The 16,735-nt window shown below is 63.3% G+C and carries 20 protein-coding genes and 1 tRNA gene; 13 read left to right on the top strand and 8 right to left on the bottom strand.

Annotated elements, in window-relative coordinates:
• The first annotated feature begins 113 nt into the window (after positions 1–113).
• Together ACNANG_RS04185 and ACNANG_RS04180 are read left to right on the top strand one after the other, a co-directional pair.
• A complete protein-coding gene (locus ACNANG_RS04185) occupies positions 114–350 on the top strand; it encodes a hypothetical protein (protein WP_420226120.1) in 237 nt (78 codons plus the stop codon).
• Positions 351–522: 172 nt separating this feature from the next.
• Entirely contained in the window at positions 523–831 is a 309-nt protein-coding gene (locus ACNANG_RS04180) for a hypothetical protein (RefSeq protein ID WP_420226119.1), read from the top strand.
• A 269-nt stretch (positions 832–1,100) separates the two neighbouring features.
• Here ACNANG_RS04180 and rpmG read toward each other — a convergent pair whose 3' ends face one another.
• From rpmG to radC, 3 genes are all read right to left on the bottom strand, one after another.
• Entirely contained in the window at positions 1,101–1,268 is a 168-nt protein-coding gene (gene rpmG / locus ACNANG_RS04175) for a 50S ribosomal protein L33 (protein WP_179590194.1), read from the bottom strand.
• A gap of 36 nt (positions 1,269–1,304) precedes the next feature.
• Entirely contained in the window at positions 1,305–1,541 is a 237-nt protein-coding gene (rpmB, locus tag ACNANG_RS04170) for a 50S ribosomal protein L28 (RefSeq protein ID WP_420226118.1), read from the bottom strand.
• A gap of 246 nt (positions 1,542–1,787) precedes the next feature.
• Entirely contained in the window at positions 1,788–2,477 is a 690-nt protein-coding gene (radC, locus tag ACNANG_RS04165; RefSeq protein ID WP_420226117.1) for a RadC family protein, read from the bottom strand.
• Positions 2,478–2,634: 157 nt separating this feature from the next.
• On the opposite strand from radC, the gene ACNANG_RS04160 reads away from it, so the two are divergent.
• The 3 genes from ACNANG_RS04160 to ACNANG_RS04150 all read left to right on the top strand — a co-directional run bounded on the left by ACNANG_RS04160 (position 2,635) and on the right by ACNANG_RS04150 (position 4,373).
• Positions 2,635–3,108, top strand: a complete 474-nt coding sequence (locus ACNANG_RS04160) for an FKBP-type peptidyl-prolyl cis-trans isomerase (protein WP_420226116.1) — start codon at positions 2,635–2,637, stop codon at positions 3,106–3,108.
• Complete coding sequence (gene ispH, locus ACNANG_RS04155; RefSeq protein WP_420226115.1) at positions 3,109–4,131, top strand: 4-hydroxy-3-methylbut-2-enyl diphosphate reductase; 1,023 nt, start codon at positions 3,109–3,111, stop codon at positions 4,129–4,131.
• A 166-nt stretch (positions 4,132–4,297) separates the two neighbouring features.
• Positions 4,298–4,373 (top strand) — tRNA-Thr (locus ACNANG_RS04150).
• Between the two features lie 139 nt (positions 4,374–4,512).
• Here ACNANG_RS04150 and ACNANG_RS04145 read toward each other — a convergent pair.
• The 3 genes from ACNANG_RS04145 to ACNANG_RS04135 form a co-directional block, all read right to left on the bottom strand.
• Complete coding sequence (locus tag ACNANG_RS04145; RefSeq protein WP_420226114.1) at positions 4,513–5,079, bottom strand: DUF2585 family protein; 567 nt, start codon at positions 5,077–5,079, stop codon at positions 4,513–4,515.
• Positions 5,080–5,144: 65 nt separating this feature from the next.
• On the bottom strand, positions 5,145–5,312 hold the full coding sequence (locus ACNANG_RS04140; protein ID WP_420226113.1) for a hypothetical protein: 168 nt from the start codon (positions 5,310–5,312) through the stop codon (positions 5,145–5,147).
• A 222-nt stretch (positions 5,313–5,534) separates the two neighbouring features.
• Entirely contained in the window at positions 5,535–6,023 is a 489-nt protein-coding gene (locus ACNANG_RS04135) for an Lrp/AsnC family transcriptional regulator (protein WP_420226112.1), read from the bottom strand.
• Between the two features lie 154 nt (positions 6,024–6,177).
• On the opposite strand from ACNANG_RS04135, the gene kynA reads away from it, so the two are divergent.
• From kynA to ACNANG_RS04095, 8 genes are all read left to right on the top strand, one after another.
• The gene (kynA, locus tag ACNANG_RS04130) at positions 6,178–7,032 is read left to right on the top strand and encodes a tryptophan 2,3-dioxygenase (RefSeq protein ID WP_420226111.1); all 855 of its coding nucleotides are present in this window, start codon (positions 6,178–6,180) and stop codon (positions 7,030–7,032) included.
• A gap of 76 nt (positions 7,033–7,108) precedes the next feature.
• The gene (locus tag ACNANG_RS04125; RefSeq protein ID WP_420226110.1) at positions 7,109–8,314 is read left to right on the top strand and encodes an aromatic amino acid transaminase; all 1,206 of its coding nucleotides are present in this window, start codon (positions 7,109–7,111) and stop codon (positions 8,312–8,314) included.
• 19 nt (positions 8,315–8,333) lie between these two features.
• Positions 8,334–9,509 (top strand): MFS transporter, encoded by a 1,176-nt coding sequence (locus ACNANG_RS04120; protein WP_420226109.1) that lies wholly within the window; start codon positions 8,334–8,336, stop codon positions 9,507–9,509.
• A gap of 549 nt (positions 9,510–10,058) precedes the next feature.
• Positions 10,059–10,856: a GGDEF domain-containing protein gene (locus ACNANG_RS04115; protein ID WP_420226108.1), complete on the top strand. Its 798-nt coding sequence runs from the start codon at positions 10,059–10,061 to the stop codon at positions 10,854–10,856.
• Positions 10,857–10,925: 69 nt separating this feature from the next.
• Positions 10,926–11,951 carry a dioxygenase gene (locus tag ACNANG_RS04110; protein WP_420226107.1) on the top strand — a complete coding sequence of 342 codons (1,026 nt, stop codon included), beginning with the start codon at positions 10,926–10,928 and terminating at the stop codon, positions 11,949–11,951.
• A 112-nt stretch (positions 11,952–12,063) separates the two neighbouring features.
• Complete coding sequence (locus ACNANG_RS04105; protein ID WP_420226106.1) at positions 12,064–12,291, top strand: hypothetical protein; 228 nt, start codon at positions 12,064–12,066, stop codon at positions 12,289–12,291.
• A gap of 47 nt (positions 12,292–12,338) precedes the next feature.
• On the top strand, positions 12,339–12,620 hold the full coding sequence (locus tag ACNANG_RS04100) for a hypothetical protein (RefSeq protein ID WP_420226105.1): 282 nt from the start codon (positions 12,339–12,341) through the stop codon (positions 12,618–12,620).
• An 87-nt stretch (positions 12,621–12,707) separates the two neighbouring features.
• A complete protein-coding gene (locus ACNANG_RS04095; protein ID WP_420226104.1) occupies positions 12,708–13,157 on the top strand; it encodes a hypothetical protein in 450 nt (149 codons plus the stop codon).
• Between the two features lie 68 nt (positions 13,158–13,225).
• Here ACNANG_RS04095 and ACNANG_RS04090 read toward each other — a convergent pair whose 3' ends face one another.
• Together ACNANG_RS04090 and ACNANG_RS04085 are read right to left on the bottom strand one after the other, a co-directional pair.
• Positions 13,226–14,143 (bottom strand): glutaminase, encoded by a 918-nt coding sequence (locus tag ACNANG_RS04090; RefSeq protein WP_420227446.1) that lies wholly within the window; start codon positions 14,141–14,143, stop codon positions 13,226–13,228.
• Positions 14,144–14,494: 351 nt separating this feature from the next.
• Positions 14,495–16,729: a xanthine dehydrogenase family protein molybdopterin-binding subunit gene (locus tag ACNANG_RS04085; protein ID WP_420226103.1), complete on the bottom strand. Its 2,235-nt coding sequence runs from the start codon at positions 16,727–16,729 to the stop codon at positions 14,495–14,497.
• Positions 16,730–16,735: the final 6 nt, after the last annotated feature.

Genomic DNA, 16,735 nt, shown 5'->3' with positions numbered 1-16,735 from the left:
TGCATCAACCCGCCAGGGCCTTTTGGCCAGGTCGGGTACGCCCCTTGCTAGTTGTTCACCAATAGCGGTAATCGCATTCATCCCAATGCCGTTAAACATGCAAGAGGTTGACCATGAGATCCAATGTCGTGCCGATTCCCGTCAAGGACTTCAGCGAGCAATTTGTCGCAACGCGGCAGATGGCTATCGATGCGTATGTGCACTGGCGCAGCCAGGGTCCAGAAAAACATGACATGACCGCCCACACGTTGGCGGCCGGATTGCTGGAGTCCATGAAGGGCGCTCCGGAATCTGAAAAGGAGGAACTGCTGGCCTTCGTGCTGAGCGAGCTCTTCGAAACGATCGAGTAAGGGCAAGACGGCGATCCATGCGAAAGGGGCCGATGGTCCCGGCGTGGTATCGCACACTAGGCGGCCATGACGCAAGAGCGCGGCAACGTGCAGGCGCAGCCGTATTCGGGCGCTGCTCTACAGCGATATGGATGCGCTGTACGGTAGGCGCCGCATCACCAGGAGAATAACGATGACCAAGACACTCAAACTGATTTGCGTAACAACGGCCATGGCAGCCAGCCTGACGGCAGGCGGCGCGTTCGCGCAGAGCAATCCGCCGGCTGGCGCGGACGCCAAGGGCCGCACGCCACCTGTCGTGTCGCCTCAGCAGGCAGAGACGGGCGGCACGCGTGACCCGGCGGCAGCCAATACCAACCGCAGTACAGCTACCCCCAGCGGTAACGTTGCGGGCGTGGGCCAGGGCGCGACTGGTCAGCGCGGCACCACGCAGCTGGATACCCGCAAAGGTCAGGAAAAAGTGACCCGCGACGCCAAGTAATTGCGTAGTGGGTCCGCTTGGGTGGTGAAGATCGCCCAGGTGACTGCCGCTGGTAGGTGTCGATGGCGCTGATCGCCCGCGTAGCCCCTGCTGTCTGGGATAGATAGCGCGCATTATTCGGGCAGCCGCTCTATTCGGCGTCAAGACGAAAAAAATGCCCCGAGGGGCATTTTTTTGGCTGCGGCATTGCTGCCTTGACCGGAAACCGCAAAGTAGAAGCGCTGACAGCCTGCGCGTACTGCAAAGGTCGCGAGGTCAGGTCGCCTTGCTTACTTCAGCTTGGTTTCTTTGTAGTCCACGTGCTTACGAGCGACCGGATCAAACTTCTTGATCAGCATCTTTTCGGGCGTCGTGCGCTTGTTCTTGGTCGTGGTGTAGAAATGCCCGGTTCCAGCGGTGGATTCGAGCTTGATCTTTTCGCGTGCGCCTTTGGCCATGATCTCTTCCTATGGGCGTGAAATGTATTGGCGGGATTAAGCGGCTTCGCCGCAAGCGCGCAGTTCAACCAGAACGGATTCGATGCCGTTCTTGTCGATCGTGCGCAGTGCGCTGGTGCTCACGCGCAGGCGGACAAAGCGGTTTTCGCTTTCGACCCAGAAACGACGCGATTGCAGGTTAGGCAAAAAGCGACGCTTGGTCTTGTTGTTCGCGTGCGAAACGTTATTGCCCGACATCGGACGCTTACCGGTAACTTGACATACTCGTGCCATGGCGACACCTCTTCTATTTCGTGGAATTCGTGATACGGACAGGGTTGCGCCTAACGGGGCATCCGGGATGCCCGGCGGGTAAGCACCCGCTCGCGTACTAACTGCACCGAGCGGATTAGCATGCCGGGCTTACACGGCTGACTTGCCGTTGGCTGCACTCAACACGCCGTAAAGCTCACGAGCATAGCATGGAAAAATCAATGCAATCAAGCGCTTGTGCCGATGCATCAAGGAGAACGCCACGGTTTACATGGCGCCACGTTCCGCCAGCGAGGTGGTAACCGTTCCGGCAACGATGATGTGATCGAGCAACCGGATATCCACCAGCGCGAGTGCATTCTTGACGTGCTGGGTCAGACGTTCGTCCGCCGGACTCGGTTCCGGATTGCCCGACGGATGGTTGTGCGTCAGGATGACCGATGCGGCGTGGACGCGCAATGCCTCGCGGACAATCTCACGCGGATAGACCGTGGTCTGCCCCAGCGTTCCTTCTGACAAGGTCGTGACCTGGATCAGGCGGTTGCGCATATCCAGATAGAGCGCCAGGCAGCATTCGATCTGCCGGTGCGCGAGCGCCATCGAACAATATTGCTTGACGGCCGACGGATGGGTCAGCACGTCTTCGCGGTGCAGCGTTTCGGCCACTTCACGTCGCGCCAGTTCCAGGATGGCCTGCAACTGGCCCACCTTGACTTCGCCCAGCCCGTCGATCAGGCGAAGATCGTCGCGCGAGGCGGCAAACAGTCCGCGCAGGCCGTTGAAGCGGGTGAGCAGCAGACGCCCCAGTTCAATGGCGTTGCATCCGGCCGTGCCGGTGCGCAGCAGCACGGCCAGCAGTTCGGCATCGGTCAGGACCGAGGGGCCGTGGCGCTGCAGACGTTCGCGCGGACGTTCATCGAGAGGGACGCTGTGTTGCAGCGAGGTGGTCGAAGCCATGAGGGTCCTGCCGGTAGCGATAGGGAGGGAAGACGGAAAAAGGAACACGAAAGTCGAGGCGCCCACACGACGCCGGTACCCGCGCAAACCAAGGTAAAATCGGCGTTTTGCCGCGGTGTTCCTGCGCGGCGCACTCGTATCGATACGGTGACATACCTTGAGTTCTGCCTCTGCCGATTCGTCCTTGCTTATCCGTGAGGACTCCTACGTAACCCTGCACTACCGCATTTCGCTGGCGTCCGGCGCGGGCGAAGGGGAAGTGTTTGCCGACACGTTCACGGGCCGCCCGGCCACGCTGCAATTGGGTGCCGGCCAGTGGGCGCCAGGCATGGAAGGGCCGCTGGTCGGCCACGCCGAAGGCGAGCGCTTCAGCTACACCCTGGCGCCGGTGCACGCCTATGGCGACCGCAATCCTGAACTGATCCAGCGCGTGACGCTCGCCATGCTGCGCGAACACGCCGGGGACGAGAACTTCGACCCGGGCGACCTGGTCGAATTCCAGGCCCCGAACGGCGCGAAATACTCCGGCATTTTCAAGGAGAAGGACGCGACGACGGCGGTATTCGATTTCAACCACCCGCTTGCCGGCCATGCCCTGCAGATCGACGTGGCCATCCTGGGAGTGATGTAGATGACTGTTGCCGAGACGACCGCGGCCGACGCCCCGGCCAGCGCCGACGGCCTGGTGGCGCGCGAAACCCGTCGCGCCGTGCCGGTCGACGTAGTCCTTGCCCAGCCTCGCGGGTTCTGCGCGGGCGTGGACCGGGCCATCGATATCGTCGAGCGCGCGCTGGAGCTGTTCGGGGCCCCGATCTATGTTCGCCACGAAATCGTCCACAACCGTTACGTCGTGGAAGACCTGCGCACCAAGGGCGCGGTGTTCATCGACGACCTTGAAGATGCGCCGCCGGGTTCGACCGTGGTGTTTTCGGCGCACGGCGTACCCAAGGCAGTGCGCCGCGAAGCCGACGGCCGTGAACTGAAAGTGTTCGACGCCACTTGCCCCCTGGTGACCAAGGTGCATGTCGAAGTCGCCAAGATGCGCGCCGCCGGCAACGAGATCGTCATGATCGGGCACAAGGGCCACCCGGAAGTGGAAGGCACGCTGGGCCAGTCGGAAGGCGGCATGTACCTGGTCGAAACGGTGGACGACGTGCTTGCGCTGCAGGTGACGGATCCCGCACGCCTGGCCTATGTCACGCAGACCACGCTGTCGGTGGACGATGCCGCCGAAGTCGCCAACGCCTTGAAGGCGCGCTTTCCGGGCATCGTCGAACCCAAGCGTAGCGACATCTGTTATGCCACCCAGAACCGCCAGGACGCCGTCAAGATCATGGCGCCCGAATGCGATCTGGTACTGGTTGTCGGCAGTGTCAACAGCTCCAATTCGAACCGCCTGCGGGAAGTGGCAGAGCGCAAGGGCGCCATGTCTTTCCTGATCGACGGTCCGCAAGACATCGATCCTTCCTGGCTGACCAACCGCAGCCGCGTCGGCGTTACGGCGGGTGCCTCGGCACCTGAACTGCTGGTGCAGCAAGTGATCGCTCGCCTAAAGGAATTGGGCGCCGTCTCGGTCCGCACCATGGACGGCGCGGAAGAGGGCGTGTCCTTTCCGTTGCCCAAGGGATTGTCGCGCAAGGTGGACGCGGCGTAGGCGGCGCGGGTTGGCCCATTCTGTTGGCGTCTGATAAAGAAAATGCCCGCCCCTTGAATTTCTGCCAAATTCTTTGCTAGAATTGCGGGCTACGCTACAGAGCAGCAAAGCTGGATCGGCAAAACCGATGCATGCAATGCCATGCCTCTGCCAGCGGGTGGTACAAGCCGATGTAGCTCAGTTGGTAGAGCAGCGCATTCGTAATGCGAAGGTCGTCAGTTCGATTCCGATCATCGGCACCAATTTGAAAGACGAAGGTTGGGCGGGTCCCATGGGGTGAACTCCATGCAGCAAGCCCGATCTGCGGATTTCTTGAAGCCCCGCAGTCAGATCCTGGTCATGAACCAGGTCATGACCGCGGGGCTTTTTCTTGCCCCGCACTCACTGCAGCAGGTTGTACACGATCCGCACGGTGGCCAGCACCAGGCCATCGTGGATCATCCACGACACCAGCACCTCCAGCGCGACCGCCAGCAGGATCGACGCCGCCAACGGCAGCAGGCGCGCCGCCCAGAAGCCGAGCATGACGAAGCCGGTGTCGGCCAGGGAATTCAGAATGCTGTCGCCGTCATAATCGGGCGCTGCATTGGCGGCGTTGTCCATCAACTGGATCACCCAGGGTGTGTTTTCCACCACTTCCCATACCGTGCTGCTGAAGACGGCCAGCAAAGCCAGGTCGGCCACGCGCCAGGTCGGGCGCAGGCGCCGGAAGCCGCGCGACAGGGCCATCCCGAAAATCATGTGCAAAAACGAGTACGGATCGGCAACCTGCTGGGAGTTCTGGGCGGCGTCGGAACCCGTTTGCCAGAGCGACACGACGCCACAGGGGCAGATTGCGCTGCGGCCCATCAGCACCAGCCAAAAAACGTGGATCGCCAGCAGTAGCGGGATCAGGAACTTGCCGAACGGTCTGTCGGGGGTTAGGGCTTGGTCTGAAGGATAGGCCACGCATCGGCTCTTGGACGGCTTCGATGGCTGAGCCTGCGCAAGCAGGGTGCCCAGCCGCCCAATGGCTAGTTCTGCTCTGGCTGGTAGTCCTGTTCGATCGCGGCCGGGCGTCCGTGCCGAAACCACCACGCAGCCGTGGCCACGCCCGCAAGGTAGGCAAGGATGGCGAATCCCATCAGCATCAGGGGATTCAGGATAGAAGGGTGGAAAATCATCGGATCCAGGGCCGACATGGCAACTCCTCCAAGGCAGTTGACATAGTGTCGCCAAATGTTGCTGCACCGCCCATCGGCGAAAGGGTCCAAAGGAGTAGCACAAGGCGCCCTAGTCCAGTTGCAGTACGTGTTCCAGGCTGGTGTCGGTCACCGCATGATGGAGTTTAGTCCGGGTTAACCCGGATGCGCGACAGGAAGCCGACGGAGCGTCCCATCTAAGGGTCCATCAAACGAATGCCATCAGTTGCCGCTTTTCACCGACAGCACATCCAGAACAGAGGTGTGCTGCTTGATGGATCCGAGCACGATGTTCGACTGGATGTCCCGTACACCAGGCGCGCGGTACAGCCGGTTCACGATGAAATCGGAGTAATGGCTTACGTCGCGCGTGCGTACCACCAGCATGTAATTGGCGCCGCCTGTCACGATGCGGGCGGACACGACTTCAGGCCAGTCCTGCAGTGCCGTCACGAAGGTTTCATGCCAGTTCGGGACTTCATGGCGCATGGAGACGTGCACGACGGCTTCGACTTCCAGCCCAAGCCTGACCGGATCCAGCATGCATTTGTACCCGCTGATGACACCGGCATCTTCCAGCAGCTTGACGCGCCGAAGGCAGGCGGAGGGCGACAGGGCGATGCGCGCCGCGAGGTCCTGGTTGCTGATGCGGCCTTCCGCCTGCAGGCACTCAAGTATGCGCAGATCGATCTTGTCCAGATTTAGTCGCATGAATTGCTCCTTCGGATGCGCCATACGAAATATCCTGCGGTTATTGGACGATAAACGGTGCATCAACGCCAGCACATTCGAGGCGCCCTTCTATAAGATGGACGCATGTTGCTGCATTGCAGTGGCCCCCGTCACCTCTGACACCGAGACCGCCATGTCCTGTCCCTACCAAGCGCCGGCCGCCAATCCGCCTGCCTGGCACGATGCCCAGATGAAGTTCGACAAATCGATGAGCTACGGCGACTACCTGTCGCTGGACGCGCTGCTCAGCGCGCAGCATCCGATTTCGACCCACCATGACGAAATGCTGTTTATCGTGCAGCACCAGACCAGTGAACTTTGGATGAAGCTGGCCCTGCATGAATTGATGGCGGCCCGGGACTACATCCGGACCGACCGGGTCGAGCCGGCGCTCAAGGTGCTGGCGCGGGTGTCGCGGATCATGGAACAACTGGTGCAGGCCTGGACGGTCCTGTCCACCCTCACACCTTCGGAATACTCCGAATTCCGCGACGTGCTGGGCGCATCGTCGGGGTTTCAGTCCTACCAGTACCGTCAGATCGAATTCATTCTGGGCAACAAGAACCCGGCCATGACGCAGCCTCATGAACACCATGCCGAGCGCAATGCGCTGGTGGTGGCGGCGCTGCATGCGCCGTCGATCTACGACGAGATCATCGCGCTGATGGCGCGCCGGGGTCTGGCCATCGACGCTGGCCGGCTGGAACGCGACTGGACGCAGCCGACCACGTCCGATGTGTCGGTGGAATTGGCCTGGTTGACGGTGTACCGCGACACGCATGGCTGGTGGGACGTGTACGCATTGGGCGAAAAGCTGATCGACCTGGAAGATGCGTTCCGCCAGTGGCGATTCCGCCACGTCACCACCGTGGAACGGGTGATCGGTTTCAAGCGCGGCACGGGTGGCACCGCCGGCGTAAGCTACCTGCGCAAGATGCTGGACGTCGTGCTGTTTCCCGAGCTGTGGCACGTACGGACCGCGCTGTAGTTCCATACTGACAAGACCGTGTTCCGACTCGGCCATATTGACTTAGACTACCCGGCAAACCGCCAAGGAAATTACCGTGTTCAAGCATATCCCCTCCTACCCGGGAGACCCCATCCTGTCCTTGATGCACACGTTCATGAAGGACGATCGCCCGCACAAGGCCAACCTCAGCATCGGGCTGTACTACGACGAAGCAGGCAAGATTCCCGTGTTGAAGAGCGTCGAGCTGGCGCAGCAGCGCATCGATGAATCGGTGCCGCACGTGTATCTGCCCATGGAAGGGGACCACGCGTATCGCCGCCTGATCGCTGAAACGGTGTTTGGCGCCGACCACGCGGTCGTCAAGGAACAGCGCGTCGCCACGATTCATACGCTGGGTGGATCGGGTGCGTTGAAGGTGGGCGCGGATTTCCTGAAGACCTACTTTCCGGATAGCGAGCTGTGGATCAGCGATCCGACCTGGGAAAATCATTACAACATCCTGGGTGGCGCGGGTCTGGTCATGCATACCTTCCCGTACTACGACCCGGCCACCAATGGCATCCGTTTCGACGAGATGATGGCGACGCTGGAAACACTGCCGGCTCGCGCCATCGTGTTGCTGCAGCCGTGCTGCCACAACCCGACCGGCATCGATCCCACACGCGAACAGTGGACGGCCATTGCCGACGTGCTGCTTCGCCGCAACGTGATCCCGTTCTTCGACATGGCCTATCAGGGCTTTGGCGACGGCCTGGACGAAGACGCCTGGGTCGTGCGGCACATGGCGGCGCAAGGCGCGGCCATGCTGGTGGGCAATTCGTTCTCCAAGAACATGTCGCTGTACGGCGAGCGCGTCGGCGGCCTGTCGGTGGTGTGCGGTACGTCGGCCGAAGCCGGCCAGGTGCTCGGTCAGCTGCAAGCCACGGTCCGGAAGAACTATTCAAGCCCGCCGCTGTTCGGCAGCCGAGTGGTCAGCGGCGTGTTGGGCGATCCCGAACTGCGCGCCATGTGGGCCGCCGAAGTCACGCAGATGCGCAAGCGCATTCACGAGATGCGTGCGGCGCTGCGCAGCGGCCTGAAAGCCCGGCTGCCCGGCCTGGACGTCGATTACTTCGTGACCCAGCGCGGCATGTTCAGCTACACGGGCCTGGGCCAGTCGCAGGTGGACACCCTGCGCGATGAATATGGTGTGTACCTGATCAAGTCGGGCCGCATGTGCGTGGCGGGGCTGAGCCACGGCAACCTCGAACTGGTGGCCGACTCCATGGCCAAGGTGATGCAGCCTGCGGCGTCGCGCTGATGGTGGGGCGATTCCCCTGGTGACTCCACCCCCTCGTTCCCCCGCGGCCGAACTGACGCCGCTCGTCCTCATCGTCCTGGCTGGCTTCCTGTCGATCGGCATTCCCCTTCCGGCCCTGGCGCTCTACGTGAACGGCACGCTGGGCTTCAACGCCGTTACGGTGGGCTGGGTGGTCGGCATCCAGGCCTTTGCCACCATCCTGACCCGCCAGGTTGCCGGGGCATATTGCGACCGTCACGGGCCGCGCAAGTCGGTGCGGCTGGGGCTGCCGCTGGCGTCGCTGGCGGCGCTGTTCTATCTGGCGTCCCCGTTCATGCCGACGCCGCTGGCCAGCCTGGTGGTGCTGATCGTGGGCCGCCTCATCATGGGCCCCGCCGAAAGTCTGTATCTGACCGGCACCATGACGTGGGGCATTGGCCGGGTCGGCCCGCAGCGCACGGGCATGGTCATGGCGTGGCAGGGCATTGCCATGTTCGCCGCCCTGGGGGTGGGCGCGCCCATCGGTGTGGCGGTCCAGCAGCACTGGGGCTTTGCCGGCATCGCGGCGATGACGTTCGTGTTGCCGCTGGTGGGATGGGTGATTGCCACGCGCATGGTGCCGCTGGCCGCGCGCGCGGCCAGCGCAGTCCGTCTGTCGTTCTTCAGCGTGATCGGGCTGATCTGGCGGTATGGGCTGGCGCTGGCCTTTGCCGCGATGCCCTTTGCCATCATCACCAGCTTTCTGGTGCTGATGTACAGCACACGCAACTGGGCGGGCGCGGGTTTTGCCATTGCCGGCTTTGCGGCGGGGTATGTGGCCGTGCGCCTGTTCCTTGCGCACCTGCCCGACAAGATGGGCGGGATGACCGTGGGCGCGGTGTCGGTGGTGATCGAGATGGCCGGCCAGCTGCTGCTGTGGCAGGCTGACAGCGCCACCCTGGCATTCCTGGGCACGGTCCTGACCGGCATCGGGTTTTCACTGGTCTTTCCGTCGATGGGGGTCGAAGCCATGGCCCGGGTGCCCGCGCACGCGCGAGGCGTGGCGGTCGGCAGCTTTCTGGCGTTTGTCGACGTGTCCGCCGGCTTGACCGGGCCGGTGGTCGGGCTGGTGATTGGCCTGTATGGCTATCAGTCCAGCTTCCTTGTGGGCGCGGCGGCATGCGCCGCCGCCGTCGCACTGATGGTGTCCGGCCGCCGGCGGGTGCCCGTTTCTTGATCAACGCCCCGAAACCCTAGCACTGACGCGGGTTTCGGGAGGTTGTCCTGCCACTTTCCCCACGCTTGTCCACATTGGCACTGGATAACTTGGGCCGCGACCGGCGGAACGCTCAAGTTCCGGCCGGTTTGGGCCGTTATCCTTCGTGCAACGTTGACAATAGGGCGGGCGGGGCAAGGTGCCCGAAACCTGGGCAACCTGTCCTACCCAAGCAACCATGCGGGTCGGGATGACTTGCTCGACCGCTGTCCCCAAGCTTGTCCACATGATTCGGGGATAACCCGGGTTCTCGGTCTGGAAAGTACCGGCAGGTGGTCGGATCAACGTCAACGATGTGGAAAAGCCGGCGTTTCCGCCCTGTCAGCCTGCTTTGCCCGATTTGAAGCAGCAGCCCGGAACCCCAGTCGCCATGCGGGTCTGGAAGGCTTATCCGTCGCCTATCCCATGGCTTGTCCACATTCCTTGGGGATAAGTCGCGGGTAGGGCAGGGTGCCGTCGCACGGCGCGATGTCGCGGGTACCAGCACCCGTTGTCTTACAGGAATTCTGGATGGTGCATGCGGTAGAAGGGCGGGACAATCAGGAACGATGGCGGGTTCGTGGAGAAGTGCGAACGCTGCGCCAGGTGCGGCTGCGCACGCTGGTGGGCACCCTGGGCGTGGTCGCGATTGCCGATCTGGTCGACCTGATCGCCAATCTGATCTTTGCGCCCTGGCAGATCGTCCGGTCGGCCATTCAGACCACACTGATTGCGGGAACGTTGGGGGGCTATGTCATCTATACCCATGCCCGAGCCAACTTGCGCCTGTACGAAATGAAAACCTATCTGGCGCTGCTGAGCACGACGGATCCGCTGACCGGCCTGCTCAACCGTCGCGCGTTTTTCGATCGCGCCCGCGCCGTGGCCGAGAGTCGGCAGCCGCATATGCTGGTGCTGGTGGACATCGACCGATTCAAGACGGTCAATGACCGTTTCGGCCATCCCGCGGGCGACGCGGTGATCCAGGGCGTCAGCCGCCTGATGAAGGCGCACTTCCACGCCGATGCGCCGCTGGCGCGAATTGGCGGCGAGGAATTTTCGGCCATGTTGCTGACCGGCACGCTGGACGAAGTCCGCGCCAGTGCCGATGCCTTCTGCGCTGCCGTCGCCAACGAGCCGTTCCAGGAGGGCGGCATGAACTTCCAGGTGACCGTGAGCGTGGGCCTGGCGCCGTTCGCGCCCGACCGGACGGCCGACGAGGTATATGCCTTGGCCGACGTCCAGCTGTACCGGGCCAAGCAGGAAGGCGGAAACCGGGTGGCGTGGGAAGGGCGCGGTGGCAAGGCCGCTAGGGATCATAACGATTGAGGCGGGCGGATCAACGCGCCTACGATACCGGTCACGCCGTTACAGGCGCCTTCCAACGGAGACCGCTACATGATCATCAGGAATGAGCAGGACATCACGCAGGCCGTGCTGGCCGAACTCGATCGCGCCACCGACCCCCGCTTCAAAGAGATCATGCAGAGCGCGGTCCGGCATTTGCATGCGTTTGTCCGCGAGGCCCGATTGACCGAAGCCGAGTTCCAGCAGGCCTGCGCGGTGATCGCACGGGTGGGGCAGGCGACCACGGCGTCACACAACGAAGTGGTGCTGGCGGCGGGATCGCTGGGTGTGTCGTCGCTGATATGCCTGCTCAACAATGGCGGGCAGGCGGTGACGGAAATGCCGGAACAGGACATGCCGGGACATGGGGCGCCGGAAGATGGGGTACATGCCCACGGCCAGGCGCATCCAGTTGCGCGCGGCACCACCGCCAACCTGCTTGGCCCCTTCTGGCGCATGGGGTCGCCCGCGACCGAACCGGGTGCATCCATCGTGCGGTCCCCCACACCGGGGGACCCGATCTTTGTCGAGGCCTGGGTCAAGGATCCGGCGGGCCAGCCGGTAGCCGGGGCCGAAGTGGACGTCTGGCACAGCTCGAACGAAGGCTTCTATGAAAATCAGGATCCGGCGCAGGCCGATATGAACCTGCGCGGCAAGTTCGTGACCGACGCCGACGGCCGCATCGCCTTTCGCAGCGTCAAGCCGGCGGGATATCCGATCCCGGTCACCGGGCCGGTAGGAGACCTGCTGCGCGCGCAAGGCCGCCACAACATGCGGCCGGCCCACATTCATTTCCTGATTTTCAAGGAAGGGTACAAGACGCAGTTCTCGCAGGTCTATTCCAGCGACGATCCCCATCTGGACACCGATGTGCAATTCGGGGTGACGGAAGCCCTGGTCGGACACTACGAAAGGCATGGTGCCGGGAGCGCGCCGGCACCGGATGTGACCGGACCCTGGTATTCGCTCAAGCAGACCTTCGTGGTCGAACCCGGGGTGGCGAAGTTGCCCCGCCCGCCGATCAGCGGCAAGGCGGATGGCCCACGGCCGACGTTCACGGTTCTGCAACGGACGTAAAGCAGGCAGCGGGTTGGCCGTCGGGGGCGTCGCCACGCATCGATGACCCGTATACGTGCGCCCGGGAACAGTCTTTGCAACGTGCTCTTCCATCCCGTCCCGGAGCATGTCCATGTCCCCTGCAGCAACCGCCCAACCCGGCAATGACGACGACGGCGTGCGCGACGTCGTGACGCAAGGTGACGAATACCTGCGTCCGCGTCAGGAACAGGCCAAGGATCGCGCGCTGGATCCTTCCGAGACCACAGGCGCCGCCACCGCGCCAGACGAAGCGCAGCTGCCCGGGCTGACACCCACATCCGGCACGGTCAGCCCGCCCTCCGCAACCAAACCAAGCTGATTCCCTGCGCCGACTCCGTCGGCATCGAACCCGTCCAAGGAGACACCATGACCGATCATGCATCGCAAGGCACACGCCCTCAAAACGACGTCAAGGACACCGCTGACGACACGCTGGCCCGCTCGGGCTCGCAAGGCCAGGGCGTGCACGCACCCAAAGAGGGTGAACAGATCGTGAGCCGCAGCGCCGACCCTGGGCAAAGCAGCTATGGCGGCTTTTCCGGCGAAGACACGACCAAACAAACGCAGGAAGTCGAATCCGACGCGCAAGGTTCAACGCCGGCGGAGGGCGATACAGCGCGCTCGGCGGCTGGCAAGTCGCAAGGATGACTCCCTGGGTGGGCACCCGCGGCACGCTACTTGCTGAGGTGTGATGGCGAGGGTCCACCCATGAGCCACCCTCTGGAGAGAACTGCCATGCAAGACACCATCGAAACCTCCGTCCAGAAGATCGAGCAGTACTACCTGAAAGCCCGTGTCCATGAGCTGCCCGAGGCACGCTATCGTGGCATGGTCGATGTCGGCGCCCGCTCGGCACGCGGCATCGACAGCCGTCTGCGCTACTGCTCGCTGGTACGGGCGACCTGGTCCGACGCCATCCGCGATGCCGAAGAGCTGGCGGCCAAGCTGAAGGCAACCGAATGCACCGACGCCGAGTGCAATATTTTCTCGGCGCGTGGCACGACGGCGTTCGACACATTCATGAACGTGCTGGCCGCGTCCAAGCCCGTCGAGGTGCCCAAGCTCGTCAGCAGCAGCACCACGAAACGTACCCCCAAGCGTCAGACCGCGCCCAAGCTGGCACCCGTGCCGACACGCCCGGTGGAAGAAAAGGCCGCCGTGGTGCATCTGCGCCGTCACGCCTGATGGCGGGATCGGGAACGTCGCATCGCCGGTAGGCATTCGATCCGGCGATGGCGACGAGCCCTCGATGTCTAGAAGATGGACAGGCGGGTACGCGCCACGAACATTTCCAGCGCCTTGCGCCCAAGATGCGAATTGCCGCTTTCGTCGATGGCCGGCGACCACACGCACAGGCTGAGCGTTTCGGGTACCACGGCCACGATGCCGCCGCCCACGCCGCTCTTGCACGGCAGGCCCACCAGAAACGCAAATTCGCCCGCCGAGTCGTAGGTGCCGCAGGTCAGCATCAAGGCATTCAGACGCCTTGCCTGCCGCTCGCTGACCACCGACTTGCCCCGATAGGGATGGCCGCCATCGCGGCACAGGAAGCCGGCTGCCCGCGCCAGCTGCACGCAGGACATCTGGATGGCGCATTGGTTGAAATACACGTCCAGGACCTGCGCCACATTGTTGTCGAACTTGTCGAAGCTTTTCATGAAATTGGCGACCGCCACGTTGCGATAACCGTTGGCGGCTTCGGACTGCGCCACTTCCTGGTCGATCACCACCTTGTCGCCGCACAGGCTGGAAATCAGTTCGACGATGTCGGTCTTTGCGTGCGACTTGGTGGCCGACACCAGACGGTCTGCCACCGCGATGGCCCCCGCGTTGATGAACGGATTGCGGGGCACGCCTTCTTCGCGTTCCAGCTGTACCAGAGAATTGAAAGGGTTGCCTGAAGGTTCCCGTCCGATGCGGTCCCAGACCTGGTCGCCGACCCGTTGCAGCGCCAGCGTCAACGAAAACAGCTTGGAAATACTCTGGATGGAGAAGGCCTCGCCGCTGTCGCCGCTGGCGGCTTCGAATCCATCGCAGGTGCGCAGCGCAATCCCGAAACGCTCCGCCGGCACCCGGGCGAGGGCGGGAATGTAGTCCGCCACCTTGCCTTCCTTTCCAAGTTCGGGGCGCAGGGCGTCGTTGATTTCGTCAAGGATCGCTTGGTAGTCCAGGGGCATGGTTTGCTCTTGCAGGTAAGGTGAGGCTTCAGTCGCGTGCTAGATTGCCGGATCGATTGTAGGGGGTGCGGGATGAGGGAATGGTTGACCAGAGCAACTATCGGCCTGGGTGTCATGCTGGGTAGCGTGGCTGGGATCGGAGGGTGTGTCGCGATCGACGACCGCGTATCGGTTACGCCCGCGCCGCGATGCCCCATGGGCCATCAGGACAAGCGCGACTGCATGCCGGACAGCGGGCGGGGGCTCTGCACCAAGGCCAAACGCAGCGACTGCTGAGGCAGGGCCGCCCGGGGGCACACCCCGGCAGCGACCCGGCACTGCCCGATCCAGCGACCCCGCTCCACATCAGGTCGTGATCGTCGACGCCAGCAGGTCTTCGATCTTGACTGGCAGATCGCGCACCCGCACCCCGGTCGCGTGGTACACCGCCGCGGTGACCGCCGCCGCAAAGCCCGCCAGGCCGATTTCGCCTATGCCTCGCGCGCCGATCTCGTTCAAGGCCAGGTCCGGGAAGTCCAGGAATTCCACGTCGACCGTTGGCGCATCGGCGTGCGTCGTCATCACGTAATCGGCCAGGTTGCTGTTGATGGGGGCGCCATTGCGGCGGTCGTAATGGGTCTGTTCGAACAGCGCCATCCCCACGCCCATGATCACCGCGCCTTCGATCTGGTTGCGGCCCGTGCGCGGATTGATGATCTTGCCGGCGTCGATCACGGTCAGCACGCGGTTCACCCGCAAACGCGCGATCTCGGGCTGCCAGGTCACCTCGACAAAATGCGCGCCATACGAATGCATGGACCGCTTGTCATCGTCCTCGTCCTTGCTGCTGGGTTCCGAGCTGCCGTCCCCCGACACGAAGGCCACGTTTTCCTTGGCCAGCAGGTCTTTGAAGCGCAGGCCCTGGTCCGCTGCCTGGTCCTTGCGGTGCACCCATCCGCCGGTAAATGCGAGGTCGTCTTTGTCGACGCCGGACAGGGGCGAATGTTCGCCCTGGCTGGCCAGGCCCAGAAGGTTGTCGATGGCGGCCTTGGCGCTTTTCGACACCGACGGCACGAGCGAACCCGTGGCCATGGATCCGCCCGACATCGGTCCGGCAGGCAGGGCGCTGTCACCGATCTGTACGTGAATCGCGCCGATGTCCATGCCCGTCATGTCGGCCACCATCTGCGCCAGCACGGTATAGGTACCGGTGCCGATGTCCTGCGTGCCGCAGGCGATGCGCACGCGGCCATCGTCCAGGAAGGTCACCGTGCTTTCGGCCGCGAGCCGCTTGGCCATCCACGATGCGCCCGCCATCCCCCAGCCGACGATCATGCCGTCGCGCCGCATGGAACCGACTTCGGGCGTGCGTTCGTGCCAGCCAAAGGTCTTGGCGCCGTGGGTCAGGCAGTCCGTGTAGTGACGGGTCGAGAACGGCACGCCCAGGCTTTCGTCGATCTCGGGTTCGTTCAACAGCCGAAATTGAACGGGATCAAGATTGAGCTTGATCGCCATTTCGTCCATGGCCGATTCCAGCGCGTACAGGCCGGGCACGGCGCCAGGGCCGCGCATAGACGTGTTCGGCGCAATGTCGCGACGGGCGAAGGCGGCGGTCGCGCGCAGGTTGGGCACGCTGTAAAAATAGCCGGTTGCCTCGCCGCAGTTTTCCTTGCTCTTGTCCAGGCGCGAGACATGGAACACATAATCCTGTTGCAGCGACGTCAGCTTGCCGTCCTTCGTGGCCGACAGGCGCATGCGTTGCTGCGTGTTGGTCCGATGGCCCACGGTCTGAAACATCATCTTGCGCGTGATCTCGATCTTGATCGGGCGGCGCAACTGGCGCGCGGCAGCGGCGGCGAGCACCGAATGGGTCCAGGGCCACAGCTTGCCGCCGAAGCCCGAACCCAGATATTCCGTTACGACGCGCACGTTCTCGGGCTTGACCCCCAGCATCTGCACCATGACCGCCTGGTGGTTCATGATGGCTTGGGAGGTCTCATAGAGCGTGTAGCGGGTGCCGTCGAACACGGCGACCGACGAATGCAGTTCGATCGGATTGTGCGTCTCTGGCGGCGTGGTGTAGACCGCATCCAGCGTCACTTCGCCCTTTGCAAATGCCGCGTCGGGATCGCCGCGTTCGGTGTCCACGCTGGGTTCGTCGTCGGGCGTGAGCTCCAGGCTGACATCGGGTTGCTCCGCGTCGTAGCTCACCTTGACGGCGCGCGCCGCGGCCGTGGCGTTGTCGAAGGTGTCGGCCACGACCAGGGCCACGTACTGGCCGTAATAGGTGACCTTGTCATCGCTGAGCGGCGGCCGGTATTCATCGATGGACGCGCCGCTGGAGGGCGAGACCCGATACAGCGGACCGATGTTCTCGGTGGTAAAGATGGTGTGCACACCGGGCATGGCCTGGGCGATACGGCTGTCGATCTGGCGGACGCGGCCAGAGGCGATCGTGGCCGTGACGGGCACGCCAACGAGCATGCCGTCGAAATGATGGTCGGACGTGTACTGTGCGGCGCCGCTCACTTTCAGCGGGCCTTCGACGCGGCTCGTCGCGGTGCCGATCAGGGCAGTGCGGGTGGGTGTATCAGTGGTCATGGAAGT

The organism is Pigmentiphaga litoralis (assembly GCF_048632615.1).
GTDB lineage: Bacteria > Pseudomonadota > Gammaproteobacteria > Burkholderiales > Burkholderiaceae_B > Pigmentiphaga > Pigmentiphaga litoralis_B.
Note: the sequence above shows the minus strand (reverse complement) of the source record. Positions and strands in the feature narration are given on the sequence as shown.

Coding starts and splice junctions, on each gene's coding strand:
- ACNANG_RS04100 (WP_420226105.1), top strand. CDS start 12,339: ATGACCGATCATGCATCGCAAGGCACACGCCCTCAAAACGACGTCAAG.
- ACNANG_RS04085 (WP_420226103.1), bottom strand. CDS start 16,729: ATGACCACTGATACACCCACCCGCACTGCCCTGATCGGCACCGCGACG.
- ACNANG_RS04105 (WP_420226106.1), top strand. CDS start 12,064: ATGTCCCCTGCAGCAACCGCCCAACCCGGCAATGACGACGACGGCGTG.
- ispH (WP_420226115.1), top strand. CDS start 3,109: ATGACTGTTGCCGAGACGACCGCGGCCGACGCCCCGGCCAGCGCCGAC.
- kynA (WP_420226111.1), top strand. CDS start 6,178: ATGTCCTGTCCCTACCAAGCGCCGGCCGCCAATCCGCCTGCCTGGCAC.
- rpmB (WP_420226118.1), bottom strand. CDS start 1,541: ATGGCACGAGTATGTCAAGTTACCGGTAAGCGTCCGATGTCGGGCAAT.
- radC (WP_420226117.1), bottom strand. CDS start 2,477: ATGGCTTCGACCACCTCGCTGCAACACAGCGTCCCTCTCGATGAACGT.
- rpmG (WP_179590194.1), bottom strand. CDS start 1,268: ATGGCCAAAGGCGCACGCGAAAAGATCAAGCTCGAATCCACCGCTGGA.
- ACNANG_RS04115 (WP_420226108.1), top strand. CDS start 10,059: ATGGTGCATGCGGTAGAAGGGCGGGACAATCAGGAACGATGGCGGGTT.
- ACNANG_RS04180 (WP_420226119.1), top strand. CDS start 523: ATGACCAAGACACTCAAACTGATTTGCGTAACAACGGCCATGGCAGCC.
- ACNANG_RS04095 (WP_420226104.1), top strand. CDS start 12,708: ATGCAAGACACCATCGAAACCTCCGTCCAGAAGATCGAGCAGTACTAC.
- ACNANG_RS04135 (WP_420226112.1), bottom strand. CDS start 6,023: ATGCGACTAAATCTGGACAAGATCGATCTGCGCATACTTGAGTGCCTG.
- ACNANG_RS04110 (WP_420226107.1), top strand. CDS start 10,926: ATGATCATCAGGAATGAGCAGGACATCACGCAGGCCGTGCTGGCCGAA.
- ACNANG_RS04185 (WP_420226120.1), top strand. CDS start 114: ATGAGATCCAATGTCGTGCCGATTCCCGTCAAGGACTTCAGCGAGCAA.
- ACNANG_RS04140 (WP_420226113.1), bottom strand. CDS start 5,312: ATGTCGGCCCTGGATCCGATGATTTTCCACCCTTCTATCCTGAATCCC.